Consider the following 20,584-nt stretch of genomic DNA (forward strand, 5'->3'; position numbering starts at 1 on the left):
AGGCGATATGGTGAAAACTAAACACAGGCTTAGAGGAAGAACCTAAACGTATTCAAAGATAAGATTGTCGGAACGTGGTAAGCCAAGAGCATGGAAGCAGTCTAATGCTAATGAAGTGTTGAATGGGAAAATGACTGTAAAAACAGCATATAACCGTTCTTTATCTTGGTGAAAGCGGTGGCATAGTACCTATGAAGCGAAAATAATAAGTTCGTGGAGGGATAGCCACCAGTCACAGGAAAGTAAAAGAACTGAAATTAAGACAAACACAGCTTCGAGTATGACAAAGAAAATCAAATCCGAAAGGAGATGGTGACTGTGTCCACTTCGAAACAAACACTGAAACAAAGCAAAATCCGTTATACGGAATACTATGACTTGCAAAAAGTCCTTGATGATTTATATGAAGATAGCAGTAAGAATAAAGTATTTTCAAATTTAATGGAGTTGATAACTTCAAGAGAAAATATTAAACTTGCCTATCGTAGTATCAAAGGGAACAAAGGCAGTCATACAGCCGGGGTAGATGGCAGAACAATAAAACATCTATCAAGGCTAAATGAAGAAAAATACATTTCTCTCATACAAAAACAGTTTCATTGGTATAAACCACGCCCTGTAAAGAGAGTGGAAATACGAAAGCCTAACGGGAAAATAAGACCTTTAGGAATACCGACTATTGTAGACAGAATCGTACAACAATGTATCTTGCAAATATTAGAGCCGATATGCGAAGCCAAGTTTCATGACAGCTCCTATGGGTTTCGACCTAACAGGAGTACGGAACACGCTATCGCAGAATGTGCAAGACTAATGCAGATACAGCACTTACATTATGCGGTCGATATTGATATACAAGGATTTTTCGATAACGTATATCATACAAAGCTCATAAGGCAGCTTTGGAATTTGGGAATCCAAGATAAAAAGTTACTTTGTATCATTAAGGAAATGCTGAAAGCAGATATTGTTATGCCCGATAAAAAGGTAATTACACCAACAAAGGGAACATCACAAGGCGGAATATTATCACCGCTACTATCTAATGTGGTCTTGAACGAATTAGATTGGTGGGTTTCATCTCAATGGCTGACAATGCCCACGCATTATCCATATAAACAGAGAACGAACAGTCAAGGAACAGAAATAAAAAGCCATACCTACAGAGCTTTAAGAACAAGCAACCTAAAAGAAATATACATTGTAAGGTATGCTGATGATTTTAAGATATTTTGCCGTAATTACTACGATGCAAAAAGAACCTATCAGGCAGTTACAAAATGGTTGCAAGACAGATTAAAACTAAATGTAAGTGAAGAAAAATCTAAAATAACAAATCTAAAACAAAGGTATTCGGAGTTCTTAGGATTCAAGCTTAAGGTTAAACCAAAAGGCAAAAAGTTTGTTGTACAGTCGCATATAAGTGATAAGGCACTGAAAAAGGCAAAAGAAAATATTTCTAAATGTGTTGCGGATATAAAAAGACCTGCAAATGAAAAGGAGCAGTACAAAGCAATAGCTAAGTATAATGCCACTGTTTCAGGCTTGCATAATTATTACCAAATAGCAACAAATGTGAGTTTGGACTTTGCTAAAATAGCCTTTCACATTAAAAAACAGATGAACAACAGACTGGATATTAAAATCAGTGGAACACTAAACAAAGGATTTATCAAAGAAAAATATGGAAAAAGTAAACAGCTTCGCTTCCTTAATGGACATCCGCTAATTCCAGTGGGATATATCAGGACAAAGGACGCAAAACACAAGAAAAAGGTTGTAAATAAATACACTGTAAAGGGTAGAGCTTTTATTCATAAAAATCTACAAATTGATGTAGACACTCTTGTTTGGTTAATGAAACACCCTGTGCTTGATAAAAGTATAGAGTTTGCAGACAACAGAATCTCGCTCTTTGCAGCTCAATATGGCAGATGTGGAGTGACAGGTGTAAAACTTACACCAAACGATATACATTGCCATCACAAGATACCGCTTGAACAAGGCGGTACAGACAGTTATAGCAACTTAATTCTTGTTACAGAAGCAGTTCATATACTTATCCATGCAACAAAAGAAGATACAATCCAAAAATATATAAAAGAGCTTGGCTTAACAGTCAAGCAGATTGAGAAATGTAATAAGCTTAGAAAAATGGCAGGATTGCCACTAATTTAGAGAAAAATAATTTGTTACGAAGTGTGTAAGTCTTAGTTAAAACGTGAAAATCTTTCTTGTGATGGAACGCCGTGTGCGGTGAAAGTCGCATGCACGGTGTGAAGTGGGGGAAAATCCGGAGATAATATCAAAGGATTACCTATCACTATCGGGGGCTAAATCGCAGGGCATGAAGCAGCTTATGGCGGGCGGCGGCGTTGCCTTGATTGGGCTTATCCTTGTTCCCCTGCTTTCCGGCCTGTTCGGTTAAGCGGCGGTAATGTCCTATGCAGAGCATACTTGACGCGATTAACGAATGGATAAAAGGTATCTTAATCGGAGCTATCAACGGTAATCTGTCAACTATGTTCGGGGACGTAAACGAAAAAGTCGGCACAATCGCCGCCGAGGTAGGGCAAACCCCGCAAGGGTGGAACGCTAACATCTTTTCCATGATACAGACCCTTTCGGAAAATGTGATAGTACCCATTGCGGGGCTTGTCATTACCTATGTGCTATGCTACGAGCTAATCAGCATGGTAACGGAAAAGAACAATATGCACGACGTTGATACGTTCATGTTCTTTAAGTGGTTTTTCAAGGCGGCTGTTGCGGTGTTTATCGTAACGCATACCTTTGATATAACTATGGCGGTGTTCGATATGGCACAGCACGTCGTATCGGGTGCGGCGGGGGTAATCGGCGGCAACACGAACATTGATGTTGCCGCCGCCCTCGCTTCCATGCAGGACGGACTAAACAATATGGAAATCCCCGAACTACTCTTACTCATGCTTGAAACAAGCCTTGTGAGCTTGTGCATGAAAATCATGTCCGTACTGATAACGGTTATTCTGTACGGGCGTATGATTGAGATTTACCTATACTGCTCCGTTTCACCTATCCCATTCGCCACAATGACAAACCGGGAATGGGGGCAGCTTGGGAACAACTACCTAAAGGGGCTTTTCGCCCTTGGTTTTCAAGGCTTCCTCATAATGATATGCGTCGGCATTTACGCCGTACTTGTGAACGACATGATAATAGCGGACAATCTGCACAGCGCGATTTTTTCCCTTGCAGCCTATACCGTTATCCTCTGTTTTTCCCTGTTCAAATCCGGCGCGTTGGCGAAGTCAATTTTTAACGCCCACTAAATGGGCGGGCGCACATAGAGCGCGGAAAGGAGGTTTTTACTTGGCGTATGTACCCGTACCGAAAGACCTATCAAAGGTTAAGACAAAGGTTGCATTAAACCTTACCAAAAGACAAATCATCTGCTTTGCGGCGGCTCTCCTTTTGGGATTGCCGCTATTCTTTTTACTCAAAGACAGCGCGGGGACGAGCGTTGCGGCGTTTGTGATGATACTTGTCATGCTGCCCTGCTTCCTCTTTGCTATGTATGAAAAGCATGGACAGCCCCTTGAAACGCTGATTAAAAACATCATTCAGACAAAGTTTGTCCGACGGAAAGAACGACCCTATCAGACGGACAACTTCTATACCGTTTTGGAACGGCAACGAAAACTTGAAAAGGAGGTATCAGCTATTGTCAAAGGCACAAAACAAAAAGGCGCGGGAAGCCGCACCCGCAGGGGCTAAACGAAAGCTCACCCGCGCCGAGAAGAAACAGATTGCCGCCCTTATTAGGCAGGCAAAGGGCGACGGAAAGGCGCATACCGCGCAGCAGACCATACCCTACTTGCAGATGTACCCCGACGGGATTTGCAGGGTGTCGGAAAGGAAATACAGCAAAAGCGTAGCCTTTGAGGACATCAACTATCAGCTTGCACAGGCAGACGACAAAACGGCTATCTTTGAAAACTGGTGCGACTTTCTCAACTACTTTGACGCTACCGTTAGCGTCCAGCTCTCTTTCATCAATCAAGGGGCGCGAAACGGCGAAGCGGAAAAGGCAATCGAAATCCCCGCGCAGGACGACGCATTTAATACCATTCGCGCCGAGTACGCGGATATGCTCAAAACACAGCTTGCAAAGGGCAACAACGGGCTTGTGAAGTCAAAGTACATCACGTTCAGTATCGAAGCGGATAATCTGAACGCGGCAAAGGCGCGGCTTGCCCGTATCGAAACCGACATACTCAACAATTTTAAGGTTTTGGGCGTGTCCGCCCGCCCCATGACGGGCTATGACCGCTTGAAAACCCTGCATGGCGTATTCCACCCGGAGGGCGAGCCGTTCCATTTCTCTTGGGACTTGCTTACCCCGGCGGGGCTTACCACAAAGGATTTTATCGCCCCGTCCTCGTTCCGCTTTGGCGACGGGCGCACATTCCGCATGGGGCGCAAAATCGGCGCGGCGAGCTTCCTTGAAATCCTTGCGCCGGAGCTTAACGACCGTATGCTTGCGGATATTCTCGACCTTGAAACGGGCGTTATCGTCAATCTGCATATCCGCAGTATCGACCAGACCGAAGCAATCAAGACTATCAAGCGCAAGATAACCGACCTCGACAAAATGAAGATTGAGGAGCAGAAAAAGGCTGTCCGCAGCGGCTACGACATGGATATAATCCCGTCCGACCTTGCCACATTCGGCAGCGAAGCGAAAAATCTCTTGCAGGATTTACAGAGCCGCAACGAGCGAATGTTTATCCTCACGTTCCTTGTGGTGAACATGGCAGACACGAAGCGGAAACTTGAAAATGACATTTTCGCAGCGGCGGGTATCGCGCAGAAATATAATTGCGCCCTCACGCGCCTTGACTATCAGCAGGAAGCGGGCTTACTGTCGAGCGTACCTATCGGGGAAAACCTAATCCCCATTCAAAGGGGCTTGACGACTTCAAGCACCGCTATTTTTATCCCCTTTATCACACAGGAGCTTTTTCAAGCGGGCGCGGCGTTGTATTACGGCTTGAACGCTTTAAGCAGCAACATGATACTATGCGACCGCAAGCGGCTGAAAAACCCGAACGGGCTTATCTTGGGGACGCCGGGAAGCGGAAAATCCTTTGCGGCAAAGCGGGAAATGACAAACGCTTTCTTAATCACCGACGACGACATCATCATTTGCGACCCGGAAGCCGAGTATTTTTCCCTTGTGCAGCGGCTGAACGGGCAAGTGATACGCCTATCCCCTACGGGCAAGGGCATTGACGGGAAGCCGCAGTATGTAAACCCTATGGATATTAACCTCAATTACAGCGAGGACGACAACCCGTTAGCACTCAAAAGCGACTTTATCCTTTCCCTTTGCGAGCTTGTCATTGGCGGCAAGGAGGGCTTGCAGCCCGTCGATAAGACCGTCATTGATAGGGCTGTCCGCAACGTCTACCGCCCGTTTTTGGCAGACCCCGACCCGGCGAAAATGCCTATCTTGGGCGACCTTTACGACGAGCTATTGAAGCAGCCGGAGCCGGAAGCGGCGCGGATCGCGGCGGCGTTGGAGCTTTACGTTTCCGGCAGTTTGAACGTCTTTAACCACCGTACCAACGTGGAGCTTGAAAACCGCCTTGTCTGCTTTGACATTAAGCAGCTTGGGAAGCAGCTTAAAAAACTTGGTATGCTCATTGTGCAAGACCAGGTATGGAACAGGGTAACGGTCAACCGCGCCGAGAAAAAAGCGACGCGCTACTACATGGACGAGTTTCATTTGCTTTTGAAAGAGGAACAGACCGCCGCCTATTCCGTTGAGATTTGGAAGCGTTTTAGAAAATGGGGCGGCATACCCACAGCCATAACCCAAAACGTCAAAGACCTTTTGGCGAGCCGCGAGGTGGAAAACATCTTTGAGAACAGCGATTTTGTCCTCATGCTCAATCAAGCCGCCGGCGACCGGGCTATCCTTGCAAAGCAGCTTAACATTTCGCCGCAGCAGATGAAGTATGTTACCCACACCGAAGCGGGCGAGGGGCTTATCTTCTACGGAAACGTGGTGCTGCCCTTTGTAGACCGTTTCCCGCAGAACACCGAGCTTTACAAGGTAATGACGACGAAGCCGGAGGAAGTGGGCGGCGTATGATGACAGATACCATTATCAACCGGGACGCCCTTTGTGCCTTGCGGGAGCTTCCCACCGAAAGCGTCCACTCTTGCGTTACGTCGCCGCCCTACTACGGCTTGCGGGACTACGGGCTTGACGCGCAGATTGGGCGGGAGGAAACGCCGGAGCAGTACATCAAAAGCCTTGTGGCGGTTTTCCATGAGCTTCACCGCGTTTTGCGTTCTGACGGTACCTTTTGGCTGAATATCGCGGACACCTATTGCGGCACAGGCAGCAAGGGCAATCACTTTGACCCGAAAAACCCGAAAGGCAGGAACGGGCAGCAAGTTTCCCTCAACCACAGGGCGCAGGGCTGCAAGCAAAAGGATTTAATCGGTATTCCGTGGCTGCTTGCCTTTGCCTTGCGCCGGGACGGGTGGTATTTACGCAGCGATATTATCTGGCAAAAGGACAACCCCATGCCCGAAAGCGTCAAAGACCGCCCGACCCGCTGCTATGAACACATTTTCCTGCTTACGAAATCAAAGCACTACTACTATGACGCCGCCGCCATTGCCGAGCCGATAGCCCCCACAACGGCGGCGCGGTACCGCAAGGGGCGGGGCGCAAATACAAAGTACGCTGATGAAGTGCCCGGACAGGGCAAGGTGCAGGGTATCAACAGGGCGAGAAACGGCGGCTATTACGACGACGCCCTTATCCCCACCATGCGGAACAAGCGGGACGTTTGGCTGATTAACACCGTTCCCTACAAGGGCGGGCATTTCGCGGCGTTCCCGCCGAAGTTAGCGGAAACGTGCATTTTGGCGGGCTGTCCGCAGGGCGGCGTTGTGCTTGACCCGTTTTTTGGAAGCGGCACAACGGGGCTTGCGGCGAAAAGCCTTGACCGCCGCTATATCGGCATTGAACTGAACGCCGGGTATTGCGCCCTTGCAAGGGCGCGGATTGGAGGTGAGAACACTTGAAAGACCCACTAAAGCCCCGCGACAAAATCACGCAGAAAATGAGCCGCAACGGGCTGATTGAAGTAAACGAAACACAGGAAACCGCCCAGCGCGTGAGCAAACGGGAGCAGGACGCGGATTTTCTGAAAACCCCGGAGCAGCAAGCCGCACAGGACGCCGCGCAGCTTCAAGGCGTACCGTCCGACGCCGCCCCGCTGCCCCATGCGCCGGGGCTTGCCCCAAAGCAGGACGCCGCCACCGCCGAGCGTGTTTTTGAGCGTTTGGACGCAGCGCAGACCCGCAAAGCGTCGAAAAAAGCGGCGCGGCGGGCGCAGCAGGAAGCCACCGCGCAGACCAAAACTTCCCGGCTGCAATTCACCGACGAGGAACGAAATACCCCGGAGCTTGAAAAGTATATCAAGAAATCCGACAGAGCCGCCGACCGCTTGGACGCTGCAAAGGCGGCTATCCCCAAAAAGAAAACCCTTACCACCGAACGCACCTTTGACGAAGCCACAGGCAAGAGCAAGACCCGTTTACGCTTTGAGGAAAAGGAAAAGCCCATACCCGGCAATCCCCACAAAAATCCGTTATCCCGCCCCGCGCAGGAGGTCGGCGTTTTCGTCCACAACAAGATACATTCGGTGGAAAAGGACAATTCCGGCGTGGAGGGGGCGCACAAAGCCGAGGAATTAGCGGAGCGCGGCGCAAAATACGGGGCGCGGAAAGTGAAACAGGGCTACCGCAGCCATAAGCTCAAACCCTACCGGGCAGCGGCAAAGGCAGAAAAAGCGGCGTTCAAGGCAAACGTCAATTTTCAGTACCATAAGACCCTTGCCGACAACCCGCAGCTTGCAAGCAACCCCGTTTCCCGCTTTTGGCAGAAGCAGCAAATCAAGCGGCAGTATGCAAAGGCGGCGAAAACGGGCGGCGTAAAGACCGCGAAGAAAGCAGCCGAGAACACCCGCAAGGCGGCGAAGAAAACCGCCGAAAAGACAAGACAGGCGGCGGCATTTGTGGCGCGGCACCCGGCGGGCGTATGTATCGCCGTTGCCGCGCTGCTGCTGTTCATTATGATTGCTTCCGGCTTGTCCTCTTGTGGGGCTATGTTTTCCGGCACGTTAAACGGCGTGATTGGAACGTCTTACACGTCGGAGGACAGCGACCTTGTGGCGGTGGAAAACAGCTATGCGGCAAAGGAAACCGCGCTGCAAAGCCGGATTAACAATATCGAGCGCGATTATCCGGGCTATGACGAATACCGCTACGACCTTGCGAATATCGGGCATAACCCCCATGAATTAGCGTCCTATCTCACCGCCCTTTTGCAGACCTACACCCCGCAGAGCGCACAGGCAGAATTAAACCGCGTCTTTGATAAGCAGTACACCCTATCCATAACGGAAACGGTTGAGGTGCGCTATCGGACGGAAACCCGTACCGACACATGGACGGATGAGGACGGGAATACCCACAGCGACACCTACGAGGTTGAAGTACCCTACAACTACTACATTCTCAACGTGAAGCTGACGAATACCCCCATATCCTCATTTGCGCCGGAGCTTTTGACGCCGGAGCAGCTTGAAATGTACCGGGTGTACTTGCAGACAAGCGGAAACAAGCCGCTGATATTCGGCGGCGGCACGTCTGACGGAACACCGTCCGAGGATTTAAGTGGCGTACAGTTTGTAAACGGCACACGCCCCGGCAACACCGCCCTTGTGGATATAGCGAAGTCGCAAGTCGGCAACGTGGGCGGGCAGCCCTATTGGAGCTGGTACGGCTTTGATTACCGCGTGGAGTGGTGCGCTTGTTTCGTGTCCTGGTGCTACGGACAGGCGGGATTATCCGAGCCGCGCTTTGCCGCCTGCACTTCACAGGGTATGCCCTGGTTTACCTCACGCGGGCAATGGGGCGACAGGAACTATGAGAACATAGCCCCCGGCGACGCGATTTTCTTTGATTGGGATAATTCGGGCGACGCAGACCATGTAGGGATTGTGATAGGCACCGACGGGGAGCGCGTCTATACCGTCGAGGGCAATTCCGGCGACGCCTGCAAAATCAAGAGCTACCCGCTTGGGAGCAGCCTTATTCGCGGCTATGGGCTGATGAATTGGAACTAACTATTTTTTGAACAGGAGGTATGTTTATCAACATTGTTTCTTTTGGCGGCGGGACAAATAGTGCCGCCTTACTTATTGGGCTACACAAAAACAACATTCCCGTTGACCTTATCACTTTCGCTGACACAGGCGCGGAACACCCCCATACCTATCAATTCATAGAGGTTATGGAAAAATGGCTTGCAGAACGCGGTATGCCAAAAATTACAGTTGTGAAAGCGGTTGACCGTAACGGCAACCGCTTTTCACTTGAAACCGAGTGCTTGCGCTCTCATACGCTCCCGTCGATTGCATACGGATATAAGCGTTGTTCACACAAGCACAAAATCGCACCGCAGGAAAAGTTTTGCAACAATTACCCACCTTGCCGCGAGGTATGGCGGCAAGGTGAAAAAATCACTCGTTTTATCGGCTATGACGCGGGGGAATTGAAACGCTATGAACACTCCCGCAAGTACAACGAAACCGATAAAAAGTACAACAACCGCTACCCCCTAATTGAAGAATGGCATTGGAGCAGGAACGATTGTATCCGGCAAATTGAAGCGGCAGGCTTGCCGCAGCCGGGAAAATCGTCCTGCTTTTTCTGTCCGAGCATGAAGCGTCAAGAGATTTTAGCATTGAAAGAACGCTATCCCGACTTGCTCCACCGGGCGATTGCCCTTGAAGAAAATGCTATGCCATATCTCAAAAGCGTTAAAGGCTTGGGGCGCGGCTATTCATGGAAAGAGCGTTACGGAGAGGAAACCCCATGCTGACCCTTACGCCTGTTTCGCTTGCGGAAGCAAATGCTTTTGTCGCGCAGTACCACCGCCACCATAAGCCCGTTACCGGGCACAAGTTTTCTATTGGCTGTACCGCAGACAGGCAGCTTGTGGGCGTTGCCATTGTGGGGCGGCCTGTTAGCCGCTACCTTGACGACGGACAGACCCTTGAAGTCAACCGTCTATGCACAGACGGGACAAAAAACGCTTGCAGTATGCTTTATGCCGCAGCATGGCGGGCAGCGCGGGCTATGGGCTATCGGAAAATCATCACCTATACGCTTGACACCGAAAATGGCGCGAGCTTACGCGCCGCCGGGTGGACGTGTGCCGGACTTGCGGGCGGCAAGCGTTGGACGGGCAGCAGGAAGCCCACAACAGACCTTTATCCCCCGCAAATGAAATACCGTTATGAAAAAACAATTTGAAAGGAGTTTTGACACTATGGCAAACAACAAAATTGACCGCATTGAAAAGGAAATGCAGAAAACGAGGGAAAAAATCACCGAGTACCAAAACAAGCTGAAAGGGCTTGAAGCGCAGAAAACCGAAGCGGAAAATCTGCAAATCATTCAGCTTGTGCGCTCTATGCGCGTTTCCCCGCAGGAGCTTACCGCCATGCTTTCGGGCGAGCCTATCCCCAGCATTGCCACCGTCGCCGCAGAAGCAGCCTACACCGAGGAACAGGAGGACACAGAAGATGAAGAATAAGAGGATTTTTAGAACGCTGACCGTACTTTGCGCCGCCGTTGTCTTAACGTGCGGCTTTTCCGTTACCGCCTACGCGGGCGGCGGCGAGGACATTCCCACCGACGACAGCAACGTGATTGTGGAAACCGAGCCGCAGCCCCTCACGCCGGAGGGTAACATGAGCCTTGTTGACGACATACAGGGCGACGACGCCGAAGATAAGCAGTTTATCGTCGTCCAGAGCAGGGGCGGCGATTACTTTTACATTGTCATTGACAAGGCGGCGCAGGGCGAAAACACCGTCCATTTCCTCAATCAAGTAGACGAAACCGATTTACTTTCCATTATCGAGGACGGGCAGACCGAAACGCCGCCCGCCGTTTGTAGCTGCACCGACAAATGCGAAGCCGGGAGCGTGAATATCTCATGCCCGGTATGCTCTACCAATACAAGCGGGTGCGCGGGCAAGGAAGCCGTTACCGCGCCGGAGGACGAGCCGCAGCCGGAAGAAAAAAGCGGCGCGGGCGGGCTTGTGATTTTCCTTGTCGTCGCGTTGCTTGGCGGCGGCGGTACGCTCTACTACTTTAAGATTATGAAGCCGAAGCAGAGCGTCAAGGGCGACACCGACCTTGAAGATTTTGACTTTGAGGACTACGACGAGGACGAGCCGGAAATTGACGACCTGCAGGACGCAGCAGATGAAGAACAGGAGGACGACGAAGTATGAGCTATGCACTTGTGATTGCGGAAAAGCCGAGCGTCGCCCAGACTATCGCCGCCGTTCTTGGCGCGAAGCAGAAAAAGGACGGATATATCGAGGGCGGCGGCTACCTTGTTTCATGGTGCGTCGGGCATTTGGTAGGGCTTGCACAGGCTGACGCATACGGGGAGCAGTACAAAAAATGGAGTTACGAAGCCTTACCCATTCTGCCGCAGGAATGGCAGTACACCGTTGCGGCCGACAAGGGCAAGCAATTCAAAATCCTAAAAGACCTCATGCGCCGCGCTGACGTTTCCGAAGTCGTCAATGCTTGCGACGCGGGGCGCGAGGGCGAGCTAATCTTCCGTTTCGTCTATGAAATGGCGGGCTGCAACAAGCCCATGCGCCGCCTTTGGATTTCCTCAATGGAAAGCGAAGCGATTAGACAGGGCTTTGCCGCCCTCAAAGACGGGCGGGAGTATGACGCGCTCTTTGCGTCTGCCCTTTGCCGCGCAAAGGCTGATTGGATTATCGGTATCAACGCGACCCGCCTTTTTTCCGTTCTGCATGGAAAGACCCTCAACGTAGGACGGGTGCAGACCCCAACGCTCAAAATGCTTGTAGACCGGGACGCGGCGATTACCTCATTCAAGAAAGAAAAATACTACCATGTGCGGCTTGATTTATCCGGCATACAAGCGTCAAGCGAGAGGATCCGCGCCGCTGATGAAGCACAGGCACTTAAAACGGCTTGCGAAACGTCGCAGGCCGTTTGTGTTTCCCTCACCCGCGAGAAGAAAACCGTCGCCCCGCCAAAGCTCTTTGACCTTACGGGCTTGCAGCGGGAAGCAAACCGCATTTTTGGCTACACAGCGAAACAGACCCTTGACCTTGCACAAGCCCTTTACGAAAAGCGGCTTTTGACCTATCCGAGAACGGACAGCCAATATCTGACCGACGACATGGGCGAAACGGCGGCAAGTATCGCCGCCCTGCTTTGCGGCAAGCTGCCGTTTATGCAGGGCGCGGACTTCACGCCTGACGTTTCCCGTCTGCTTGACAGCAAAAAGGTATCAGACCATCACGCCATTATCCCCACTATGGAGCTTGCGAAAACCGAGCTTGCGACGCTGCCGGAGAGTGAAAGGAATATCCTCACCCTTGCCGGGGCGCGTCTGCTGTTCGCCGCCGCCGAGCCGCACGTTTATGAAGTGGTTACGGCGGTTTTCTCTTGCGCCGGACAGAGCTTTACCGCAAGGGGAAAGACGGTGCTTGCCGCCGGGTGGAAAGAGCTTGAACGCAGATACCGGGCGACGCTGAAAGGCAAGCCCGACCCGGAGGACGACGACAACGAGGTATTGGAGCTTGACGCGCCGCCCTTTGCCGAGGGGCAACAGTTTGATAACCCCGCAGCAAAGGTTACGGCGCATGACACGCAGCCCCCGAAGCCCCACAACGAAGCAAGTTTACTTTCGGCTATGGAACGCGCCGGGAGCGCGGAAACCGACGAGGACGCGGAACGCCGGGGGCTTGGCACTCCCGCCACCCGCGCCGCCGTTATCGAAAAGTTAGTTAAATCCGGCTTTGTGCAGCGCAAGGGCAAGCAGCTACTACCCACCAAAGACGGAAACAACCTTGTTTGCGTCCTGCCTGATACGCTCACTTCCCCGCAGCTTACCGCCGAATGGGAAAACGCCTTGACGCAGATTGCAAAGGGCGCAGCCGACCCGGACAGCTTCATGCAGGGTATCGAGAACATGGCGCGGGAGCTTGTGAAAGCCTATCCGTTCCTTGCCGACGAGGACAAGGGGCGTTTCAAAGAGGAAAAGCCCGCGCTTGGCAAATGCCCCCGTTGCGGCGGCGACGTGTACGAGGGCAAGAAAAACTACTACTGTTCTAACCGGGATTGCGCCTTTGTCATGTGGAAAAATGACCGCTTTTTCGAGGAACGCAAAACCGCCTTTACACCGAAAATTGCCGCAGAGCTTTTGAAAAACGGCAAGGCGAAAGTCAAAAAACTGTATTCCCCGAAAACGGGCAAAACCTACGACGGAAGCGTTGTTTTAGCCGACACAGGCGGGAAGTACGTCAACTACCGCATTGCAATTCAGAGGGACAAAGAACTTACGCAGCAAGCATAGGAAGCGGGTACCCACTTCCGTAAAATCCCCGCTATTCTCTACCGAGAACGGCGGGGATTTTGCTTGTTGGGAAGTTTCCCAAACCCTCTATAAAACTGAACTGAAAGGAGCGAATGAATGAGCGAACAATTTTCTATCTTGATTGACAGCCGCAGCCGCTTTGAAACGGGCGTACCGGGCGGCGCGTGGCTCTCTATGCCCGCGACGAGGGAGCAGCTACACGCGGCTATGCAGAGCGTCGGCATTACCGCCGACAACCCGCAGGACTTTTTCATCAACGGCTTTGCAAATACCGAGGATTGCCCCTTTGACGTGCCGCTTGAAGTGGTACAGCGCGGCAGCGTGGACGAACTGAACTATTTAGGTAAACTCTTGGAAATGCAGCGGGACGAGGACAAGGGCAAGTTTGCGGCGGCGGTTACGCATGGCGAGTACGCCGGAAACCTCAAAGACCTAATCAACCTTGCACAAAACCTTGATTGCTATTGGCTCTATCCCACCGTCCAAAGCGAAGAAGATTATGGCTATTACCTCATTGACGAGCTGGACGAATTAGAGCTTCCCGAAGAAGCAAAAAAGTATTTCATGTATGAGGAATACGGGCGCGACGCCGCTATCAATGACGGAGGGCGTTTCACCGAGCAGGGCTATGTCTACAACAACAAAAACACCTTTACAGAGTGGTACGACGGGCGGGACGTGCCGGAGGAATACCGCATTATGAGCTTCCCGCAGCCGGAACGCGCCGACCCGGAAAAATCCGACTTTGACGCTATCGCGGCGGCACAGGCGGCGACCGTTGCCGACGAGCAGCCGCGCCCCGTTATCCCCCTCATTCTGAACGGCGAAAAACCCGCCGAGAAGATGAAAGAGATTACCGACCGTTTGGAGCATGGTATTTCAGAACTGTTTGACAGCGAACGCTACAAGGCGTATTTGGCTACCATGTCAAAGTTTCACGATTACAGCCTGAACAACACGATTTTGATTGCCATGCAGGGCGGCAGCTTGGTTAAGGGCTACAATCAATGGAAAAACGAGTTTGGGCGCAATGTGAAGCAGGGCGAAAAAGCAATTAAAATCCTTGCCCCCGCCCCGTTCAAGGTGAAGAAGCAGGAGCAGAAAATCGACCCCGAAACGAGAAAACCGCTGACCGATAACGACGGGAAGCCGCTTACCGAGGAAAAAGAGATTACCATTCCCGCATTTCGTGTGGTATCTGTCTTTGACGTTTCACAGACCGAGGGAAAGGAACTGCCCGACTTGGGCGTTCAAAATCTGATAGGCGACGTGGAACAATACAAGGACTTTTTCGCCGCCCTTGAAAAGACCTCACCCTTTGCCGTTGGCTTTGAAGCGTTGGAGCAGGGCGTGAATGGACGCTGCTTTTATGAGGAACGCCGCATTGCAATCACCGAGGGCATGAGCGAATTGCAGAACATCAAAACGGCAATCCATGAAATCGCCCATGCGACGCTGCACGACATAGACCGGGACGCGCCGGAGCGTCCAGACCGCCGCACCCGCGAGGTGGAAGCGGAAAGCGTCGCCTATGCCGTTTGCCAACATTACGGGCTTGATACGTCGGACTACTCTTTCGGCTACGTCGCCGGGTGGAGCAGCGGGCGCGAGCTTGCGGAACTGAAAGGCTCTCTTGAAACAATCCGCAGCACCGCCGCAAATCTGATTGATACCATTGACGGGCATTTTGCACAGCTTCAAAAGGAACAGGGCAAGGCGCAGGAGCAGCCCGCAGCCGAAGCACCCGACGCCACTATCAACGTCGAGGATATGCAAGAATACGGCTATTCATGGGACGGTATGTTGCCTTTACGGGAAGCCGCCGCCATGCAGATTTTTGATAAAGAGAATACCGCTATCTACCGCCTATACCCCGACGATACCGAGGGGGCAGTTGAAAGTGTCGAGGATTTACGCAGCCATGCCGAAACAGGCGGTATTTTCGGAATTGAAAAGGACGCTTGGAAAGCTCTTGCCGAGCGCAGACAGACCGCCGAGCAGGAGCAGACCGAAGCACCCGCCGAGCCGGAACAGGCGGCGCAACCCACCCTTGACGAACAGGGCGGCGACGCACCTACGGCGGCACAGGAAGCAACGCCCGCCGCCCCGTACTACTCAATCAACGAAACCGCAGCCCGCCGCGCAAAGGAAGCGAACAGCTTTTCCGATTACAGACCGGGCAGCGCAACGGCTGAATATCGGCAGTATGTTGATGAAGCCGTTGCAATCGCGGAGCGACAGAAAAAGCGGGTAGACCCTATGTACCATGATAAAATCGACAGCCTGCTTGACACCTACGCCCGGAAATTGGCGGCGAACATGAACAAGGGCTATGAGATTGCGGGGCGCGTTCCCTCTATTATGATTGCGGGCGGCTCTAACTTCCCCGTTCGGAAAAAGGAAAAGCAGAACGCCGCCGCAGACAGGAACATGGAGGAATGGCAGGACATACGGGGCTTGCTTGATAAAATCCGCAGTACGGGCATGGGCGGTATCAGTGCGGACGACCCGCAGGCCGTCGAGAAGCTACAAAGCAAACTTGCGGGCTTGGAAAAATCGCAGGAAACCATGAAAGCCGTAAACGCCTATTACCGCAAGCATAAGACCCTTGACGGTTGCCCCCACTTGACGCCGGAACAAATCGAAAAGCTGAAAGCGAGCATGGAACGCGGTTATCACTTGGAGGGCAAGCCCTATCCCACATGGGCGTTATCCAACAACAGCGCGGAAATCCGGCGCGTGAAAAGCCGTATTCAAGACCTATCGCAGAAAAAGACCGTCGGCTATGTCGGTTGGGAGTTTGAGGGCGGCAAGGTGGAAGCGAATACCGAAGCTAACCGTTTGCAAATCTTCTTTGATGAAAAGCCCGACGAAGCGGCGCGGGCAGAGCTTAAAAGCAATGGTTTTCGTTGGTCGCCTAAAGAGGGTGCATGGCAACGGCAGCTTACCGACAACGCCTATTTCGCAGCAAATTATATCAAAGCGATTGCGCCCCTTACCGGGGAGCGTCCAACGGATTTACAGAGGGCGCATATCCGGGCGGAAAAATCCAAACCGCAGGAAGCCGCGCAGCCGAAAATACAGGAGCAGACCGACGCGCAGGAGCAGCCGACGCGGGAAGCCGAGCCAGTCAAAAACACCTTTTCCATTTATCAGCTAAAGCGCGGCGACGAAACGCGGGATTTGCGCTTTGAGCCTTACGACCGCCTAACCGCGACGGGACACGCCGTTGACCCTGCAAACTATGACCTTATCTATACCGCGCCCCTCACGCCGGATATGACCCTTGGCGGCATTTGGGAAACCTTTAATATCGACCACCCCGCAGACTTCAAGGGACACAGCCTTTCCATTTCCGACGTGGTAGTGCTTCATCAGGACGGGCAGGACACCGCCCACTATGTAGACAGTATCGGCTACAAGCAGGTGCCGGAGTTTTTACGGGAGCCGCAAAAGGGGCTTGCGCCGGACGATTTCATAACCGGCGAGAAAATCAAGACGCCGCGAGGGACTTTCAGCTTGACCGATATGACCCATGAGCAGATGAAAGAAGCCGGGTACGGTTTTCACCACCAATCCGACGACGGGAAATATCACATCATGGCAGACGGTACGCGGGCTTTTGCCATAGCCGCCGAGCAGCCGGAAAAAGTCAATCCCTTAAAGCATATCGAGGACACCGTAGAGCAGAACGACAACAATTTTGACGGGCTTATCAACAACACGCCCACCGTAGACGAATTGGAAGCAAAGGCGAAAGCCGGGGAGCAGATTTCTTTGACCGACCTTGCCGCCGCTATCAAGGCTGACAAGGAGCACGGCAAGGCGAAAGAGGAAAAGCCCTCTATCCGGGCGCAGCTTAAAGCCGATAAGGAACGGGCGAAGAAGAAACCGACGCAACAGAAAAATCACGATATGGAGGTATGAGCATGATTAGATTAACCGTTGAAGAAATAAACCTTTTGAGCATTTACAGCGAGGGCGGCAAGGCGCAGCTTGCCGACAACATCAACGCCGCCCTGCCTTACATGGACGCGGATATGCGGGAGCTTGCAAAGCGCACCCTTGCGAAAGTAGACGCTTTAACCGAAGCGGAATACGCCGAGCTTGCCGTTTACGCCGCCGACGAGGTATGAGCGAGCTAAAGCGGCTGACGCCGCCCCAGAGCCGCCGCGTCAATGCCCTTGTAAAAAAAGAGTGCTGCAACTGCTTTGACGGGAATTGTATTCTTTTGGACGACGGGGACGAGTGCGTTTGTCCGCAGCTTATTTCATACTCCCTTTTGTGCAAATGGTTTCGCGCCGCCGTACTTCCCGCCGATAAGCTGCTTTATGCCGAGCTTTACCAAAGCGAGGACAAGCGGCGTTGTACGGTATGCGGCGCGTCCTTTGCTTCAAGCTCTAACAGCGTCAAATACTGCCCCTCTTGCCGCAAGCGTATTACCAACAGGCAAGCCGCCGAACGTATGCGGAAAAAGCGTTCTCTTGTTACGCAGTAGGGGCGAAAAAAGCCTTGTGTTATGCGGCTTTGCGGGCGTGGTTTTGACCGGGCAAGGGATTTATACCTAACACCGTCAAAACGGCGTTCTATACCGTAACAGACACTTCAAAACTGCACCCATGAAAAGACGGGGCGCGGTGGCCATAATCGGCTGCCGCGCCCCGTTCTTTTTTATGCTCATTCCATAGTGCCGATTTCTACCGCGCCGACCTTGCCGACCGTCAAGAGCCGATAGACCGTAAGCGGGATATACCATGCAGCGCACAGTAGCCGCCATATCAGAATGACGCCGCCGATAAGACCGCCCAAAATGAAATTGAGGGCGACAATCCCCACCGTTCCGGCTATGTCGTACCCATGCGGCACAAGCCATACGAACATACGGCGAATACCGAAAGGAATACCGCAGCACAGCCACACATAAAAGTAATTCGTTTCGCCGTTTTCAGTGAATACATTTTTGAACATGGAAAATAGGAACAATGCAAGAATAACGGGCAAAACGGTTTTCTTAAAAAAGTCTTTCCATATTTCCCCGCGTGTCATGGTATCACCCCTTTTCTAACGGAAATTGCGGGATAGCTTCTATCAGCTTCAGCACAAGGGCTTGCCGCATATCCTCGTCAATTTCTCTTTTTATGCTTCCGTCCGGCTGCTTCTTTTCGACGGTTGCGAGCTTGTCTAATTCGCCGGAATAACATTCAAGCACCTTTTCAATCGCCCATTTTTCACCCGAAACGGCGGCGCGTATGGTTTCATACTCCGGCATATTCTCTTTTGCCATATTGGAAAACCCCTGTCGTATTTTGATACTCTTATTCTATCATGCTTATTTGAATATTTCTACCACAAACGGCGTTATCCCCGTTCCGCTTCCTTATCCCGTTCCGGCTGCCTGTCCTGCCGCAAAATACTGTCTATGTTCCGCTTGATAACGTCGTACTGCTTGACTTGCTTTTTCAGCTTGCCGTAGTCGGCGTATAGGGCTTCTTTCTGCTCTTGGAGCGCGGCATACTCCGCTTGCAGGGCGGCGACGTTTGGCAGCTTGCCGCCGATCCGCGCCGCCTTTAATGCTTTTACCGCTGCTTCATGCAGAATAATACTGCTCTCATGGGCGGCGCGGTACTGCCCTTTATCTTTTGCCGCCCGGTATGCGTCATAGGCGGGCTTTGTCTTTTGATAGGTGGTAATGTTCTTGATAAGCAACGCCATATCCGCAAGCCGCTTTTCCGCGCCTTTGAGCGCGGCGGCGGCCTGTTCGCTTGCCGCCCCGATTTCCGCAATCTTGGCGGTTAAATCGGCGTACTGCTCTATCTTGTTTTCGGTTAGGAAGTTGAGCGTCTTTGCCGCCTGTTTGAGGTTGTGGATTTTCGCCCATTGCTCATAGCCCCGGCTCTCTTGCGCCTTAATACTGTTCTGAATATCAATGACAAGGGATATACCACCGCGCTCTGCCTTTGGAGCTTTGGCGGCGCGGGTGCGCTTGCCCTCTATCCGTTCGGTGATAGCTTCCTCTGTATAATCCGCGCCGAGTGTTTTTAGGCGGGTAAACCGTTCCTGCCCTTGTGCGCGGCACGATATGTATTTTCCCTGCTTTATCTCATAGCCTGTCGCTTCCAACCGCCGTAAAAAGTCCTCAAAGTCTGCCGCTTGTGGTATCAGCGCGTCAACGGCAATCTTTAGCTTGCCTTTCCAACTTGTGCCGACCTTTTCAGCCTGGTACTCCGCATAGCTTTTTCCTTTGCTGCCCTTGCCGGGAACGACGACGGATAAGCCATGTTCCCGGCACAGCTTGTCGCTGATGTTGCGTATGCCGTAATAGCTTCTTTTGTTGGAATTGTACTTGTGGTGGTCTACGAAATTAACGGCGCAAAAAATGATGTGGTTATGGATATGCCCCTTGTCTATATGCGTCGTCAAAATATACTCATGCTGCCCTTTGGTTACAGCGTCGGCAAGCTGCCGCCCGATTTCATGGGCGGTCTGATAATCCACTTCCCCCGGCTTAAAGGATTGCATGAGGTGGTGGGCGAGGTTGTTCCCCTTATCCAACGCTTGCGACAAGGTAAATCCAAACTCAATGTCTGCCGTTTCAGCGGAACAGCCGAACGAGGACACAAGCATTTTTTCGTCCGTCTTATCCGGGTTTTGGATATAGTCAAGGGCTTTTACTAACGTGCTTTTAATAGGCTTAATCTTTGTAACCGCCATATCTCATTCAGCACCCCCTTAATCTCGTCTATGTCCTCTTGGTACACGCTGCCCGTGGAGTTCACACGCCGCGCTATCTGGTTGACGTTGACCCCGATTTTCTGTATCTCGGCTGTCATTGCCTTAATGTCGCTATGGTCTATCTGAATGATATACCCGTCGATTGCGATTTTCCGCAGATACGCCGCCATGTTGCGGGTGGGTATGAGCTTCATTTTTTCTAGTATTAAATCGCGTTCATCTTCTGTAACGCGAAACTTTATCTGCACCGTCCTTTTTCGTCCGTTCATGCTCTGACGCTCCTTTCCGTTTTTAGAGGGTTTGGGACACTTCCCAGCAAGCCATTTTCAACCGACGCGC

General features: G+C 51.8%; 18 protein-coding genes and 1 pseudogene. 15 read left to right on the plus strand and 4 right to left on the minus strand.

Features of this window, described 5'->3' with window-relative positions:
• The first annotated feature begins 318 nt into the window (after window positions 1–318).
• The 15 genes and pseudogenes from ltrA (at window position 319) to BM120_RS03195 (ending at window position 18,011) form a co-directional block, all read left to right on the plus strand.
• A complete protein-coding gene (ltrA, locus tag BM120_RS03125) occupies window positions 319–2,178 on the plus strand; it encodes a group II intron reverse transcriptase/maturase (protein ID WP_091993207.1) in 1,860 nt (619 codons plus the stop codon).
• Between the two features lie 151 nt (window positions 2,179–2,329).
• A pseudogene (locus BM120_RS03130) lies at window positions 2,330–2,428 on the plus strand (Maff2 family mobile element protein); the annotation flags it as partial.
• Between the two features lie 16 nt (window positions 2,429–2,444).
• The gene (locus BM120_RS03135; RefSeq protein ID WP_091993210.1) at window positions 2,445–3,314 is read left to right on the plus strand and encodes a VirB6/TrbL-like conjugal transfer protein, CD1112 family; all 870 of its coding nucleotides are present in this window, start codon (window positions 2,445–2,447) and stop codon (window positions 3,312–3,314) included.
• A gap of 40 nt (window positions 3,315–3,354) precedes the next feature.
• Window positions 3,355–3,759, plus strand: a complete 405-nt coding sequence (locus tag BM120_RS03140; protein ID WP_091993212.1) for a PrgI family protein — start codon at window positions 3,355–3,357, stop codon at window positions 3,757–3,759.
• Window positions 3,707–6,142 carry a VirB4-like conjugal transfer ATPase, CD1110 family gene (locus BM120_RS03145; RefSeq protein WP_091993213.1) on the plus strand — a complete coding sequence of 812 codons (2,436 nt, stop codon included), beginning with the start codon at window positions 3,707–3,709 and terminating at the stop codon, window positions 6,140–6,142. Before BM120_RS03140 ends, BM120_RS03145 begins: the two co-directional genes overlap by 53 nt.
• On the plus strand, window positions 6,139–7,089 hold the full coding sequence (locus BM120_RS03150; protein ID WP_091993215.1) for a DNA-methyltransferase: 951 nt from the start codon (window positions 6,139–6,141) through the stop codon (window positions 7,087–7,089). Before BM120_RS03145 ends, BM120_RS03150 begins: the two co-directional genes overlap by 4 nt.
• Window positions 7,086–9,197, plus strand: a complete 2,112-nt coding sequence (locus tag BM120_RS03155) for a C40 family peptidase (RefSeq protein WP_442956746.1) — start codon at window positions 7,086–7,088, stop codon at window positions 9,195–9,197. Before BM120_RS03150 ends, BM120_RS03155 begins: the two co-directional genes overlap by 4 nt.
• 20 nt (window positions 9,198–9,217) lie before the next feature.
• Complete coding sequence (locus BM120_RS03160) at window positions 9,218–9,955, plus strand: phosphoadenosine phosphosulfate reductase domain-containing protein (RefSeq protein ID WP_330389327.1); 738 nt, start codon at window positions 9,218–9,220, stop codon at window positions 9,953–9,955.
• Window positions 9,949–10,389, plus strand: coding sequence for an XF1762 family protein (locus BM120_RS11095; protein WP_091993216.1), 441 nt, complete (start codon window positions 9,949–9,951; stop codon window positions 10,387–10,389). Before BM120_RS03160 ends, BM120_RS11095 begins: the two co-directional genes overlap by 7 nt.
• Window positions 10,390–10,405: 16 nt before the next feature.
• Window positions 10,406–10,672 carry a DUF4315 family protein gene (locus BM120_RS03170; RefSeq protein ID WP_091993218.1) on the plus strand — a complete coding sequence of 89 codons (267 nt, stop codon included), beginning with the start codon at window positions 10,406–10,408 and terminating at the stop codon, window positions 10,670–10,672.
• Complete coding sequence (locus BM120_RS03175; protein WP_091993219.1) at window positions 10,662–11,378, plus strand: DUF4366 domain-containing protein; 717 nt, start codon at window positions 10,662–10,664, stop codon at window positions 11,376–11,378. Before BM120_RS03170 ends, BM120_RS03175 begins: the two co-directional genes overlap by 11 nt.
• Window positions 11,375–13,492, plus strand: a complete 2,118-nt coding sequence (locus BM120_RS03180; protein WP_091993221.1) for a DNA topoisomerase 3 — start codon at window positions 11,375–11,377, stop codon at window positions 13,490–13,492. The genes BM120_RS03175 and BM120_RS03180 overlap by 4 nt, the downstream gene beginning before the upstream one ends.
• A 117-nt stretch (window positions 13,493–13,609) precedes the next feature.
• Window positions 13,610–17,440, plus strand: coding sequence for a YodL domain-containing protein (locus BM120_RS03185; protein ID WP_091993223.1), 3,831 nt, complete (start codon window positions 13,610–13,612; stop codon window positions 17,438–17,440).
• Between the two features lie 2 nt (window positions 17,441–17,442).
• Window positions 17,443–17,649 (plus strand): transposon-transfer assisting family protein, encoded by a 207-nt coding sequence (locus BM120_RS03190; protein ID WP_091993225.1) that lies wholly within the window; start codon window positions 17,443–17,445, stop codon window positions 17,647–17,649.
• Window positions 17,646–18,011 (plus strand): cysteine-rich VLP domain-containing protein, encoded by a 366-nt coding sequence (locus BM120_RS03195; protein WP_091993226.1) that lies wholly within the window; start codon window positions 17,646–17,648, stop codon window positions 18,009–18,011. The genes BM120_RS03190 and BM120_RS03195 overlap by 4 nt, the downstream gene beginning before the upstream one ends.
• Window positions 18,012–18,190: 179 nt before the next feature.
• On the opposite strand, the gene BM120_RS03200 is transcribed toward BM120_RS03195, so the two are convergent.
• The 4 genes from BM120_RS03200 to BM120_RS03215 form a co-directional block, all read right to left on the minus strand.
• Window positions 18,191–18,559, minus strand: coding sequence for a DUF6050 family protein (locus tag BM120_RS03200; RefSeq protein ID WP_091993228.1), 369 nt, complete (start codon window positions 18,557–18,559; stop codon window positions 18,191–18,193).
• 4 nt (window positions 18,560–18,563) lie between these two features.
• A complete protein-coding gene (locus BM120_RS03205; RefSeq protein WP_091993229.1) occupies window positions 18,564–18,797 on the minus strand; it encodes a helix-turn-helix domain-containing protein in 234 nt (77 codons plus the stop codon).
• 74 nt (window positions 18,798–18,871) lie between these two features.
• On the minus strand, window positions 18,872–20,224 hold the full coding sequence (locus BM120_RS03210) for a relaxase/mobilization nuclease domain-containing protein (RefSeq protein ID WP_091993231.1): 1,353 nt from the start codon (window positions 20,222–20,224) through the stop codon (window positions 18,872–18,874).
• The gene (locus BM120_RS03215; protein ID WP_091993233.1) at window positions 20,185–20,514 is read right to left on the minus strand and encodes a plasmid mobilization protein; all 330 of its coding nucleotides are present in this window, start codon (window positions 20,512–20,514) and stop codon (window positions 20,185–20,187) included. The genes BM120_RS03210 and BM120_RS03215 overlap by 40 nt, the downstream gene beginning before the upstream one ends.
• Window positions 20,515–20,584: the final 70 nt, after the last annotated feature.

Origin of the sequence: Peptostreptococcus sp. D1 (genome assembly GCF_900112955.1) — a bacterium.
GTDB lineage: Bacteria > Bacillota > Clostridia > Peptostreptococcales > Peptostreptococcaceae > Peptostreptococcus.

Excerpts from the sequence above, each read along its gene's own strand:
- BM120_RS03135 (WP_091993210.1), top strand. The coding sequence starts at position 2,445 with ATGCAGAGCATACTTGACGCGATTAACGAATGGATAAAAGGTATCTTA.
- BM120_RS03150 (WP_091993215.1), top strand. The coding sequence starts at position 6,139 with ATGATGACAGATACCATTATCAACCGGGACGCCCTTTGTGCCTTGCGG.
- BM120_RS03160 (WP_330389327.1), top strand. The coding sequence starts at position 9,218 with ATGTTTATCAACATTGTTTCTTTTGGCGGCGGGACAAATAGTGCCGCC.
- BM120_RS11095 (WP_091993216.1), top strand. The coding sequence starts at position 9,949 with ATGCTGACCCTTACGCCTGTTTCGCTTGCGGAAGCAAATGCTTTTGTC.
- BM120_RS03170 (WP_091993218.1), top strand. The coding sequence starts at position 10,406 with ATGGCAAACAACAAAATTGACCGCATTGAAAAGGAAATGCAGAAAACG.
- BM120_RS03175 (WP_091993219.1), top strand. The coding sequence starts at position 10,662 with ATGAAGAATAAGAGGATTTTTAGAACGCTGACCGTACTTTGCGCCGCC.
- BM120_RS03180 (WP_091993221.1), top strand. The coding sequence starts at position 11,375 with ATGAGCTATGCACTTGTGATTGCGGAAAAGCCGAGCGTCGCCCAGACT.
- BM120_RS03185 (WP_091993223.1), top strand. The coding sequence starts at position 13,610 with ATGAGCGAACAATTTTCTATCTTGATTGACAGCCGCAGCCGCTTTGAA.
- BM120_RS03190 (WP_091993225.1), top strand. The coding sequence starts at position 17,443 with ATGATTAGATTAACCGTTGAAGAAATAAACCTTTTGAGCATTTACAGC.
- BM120_RS03195 (WP_091993226.1), top strand. The coding sequence starts at position 17,646 with ATGAGCGAGCTAAAGCGGCTGACGCCGCCCCAGAGCCGCCGCGTCAAT.
- BM120_RS03200 (WP_091993228.1), bottom strand. The coding sequence starts at position 18,559 with ATGACACGCGGGGAAATATGGAAAGACTTTTTTAAGAAAACCGTTTTG.
- BM120_RS03205 (WP_091993229.1), bottom strand. The coding sequence starts at position 18,797 with ATGGCAAAAGAGAATATGCCGGAGTATGAAACCATACGCGCCGCCGTT.
- BM120_RS03210 (WP_091993231.1), bottom strand. The coding sequence starts at position 20,224 with ATGGCGGTTACAAAGATTAAGCCTATTAAAAGCACGTTAGTAAAAGCC.
- BM120_RS03215 (WP_091993233.1), bottom strand. The coding sequence starts at position 20,514 with ATGAACGGACGAAAAAGGACGGTGCAGATAAAGTTTCGCGTTACAGAA.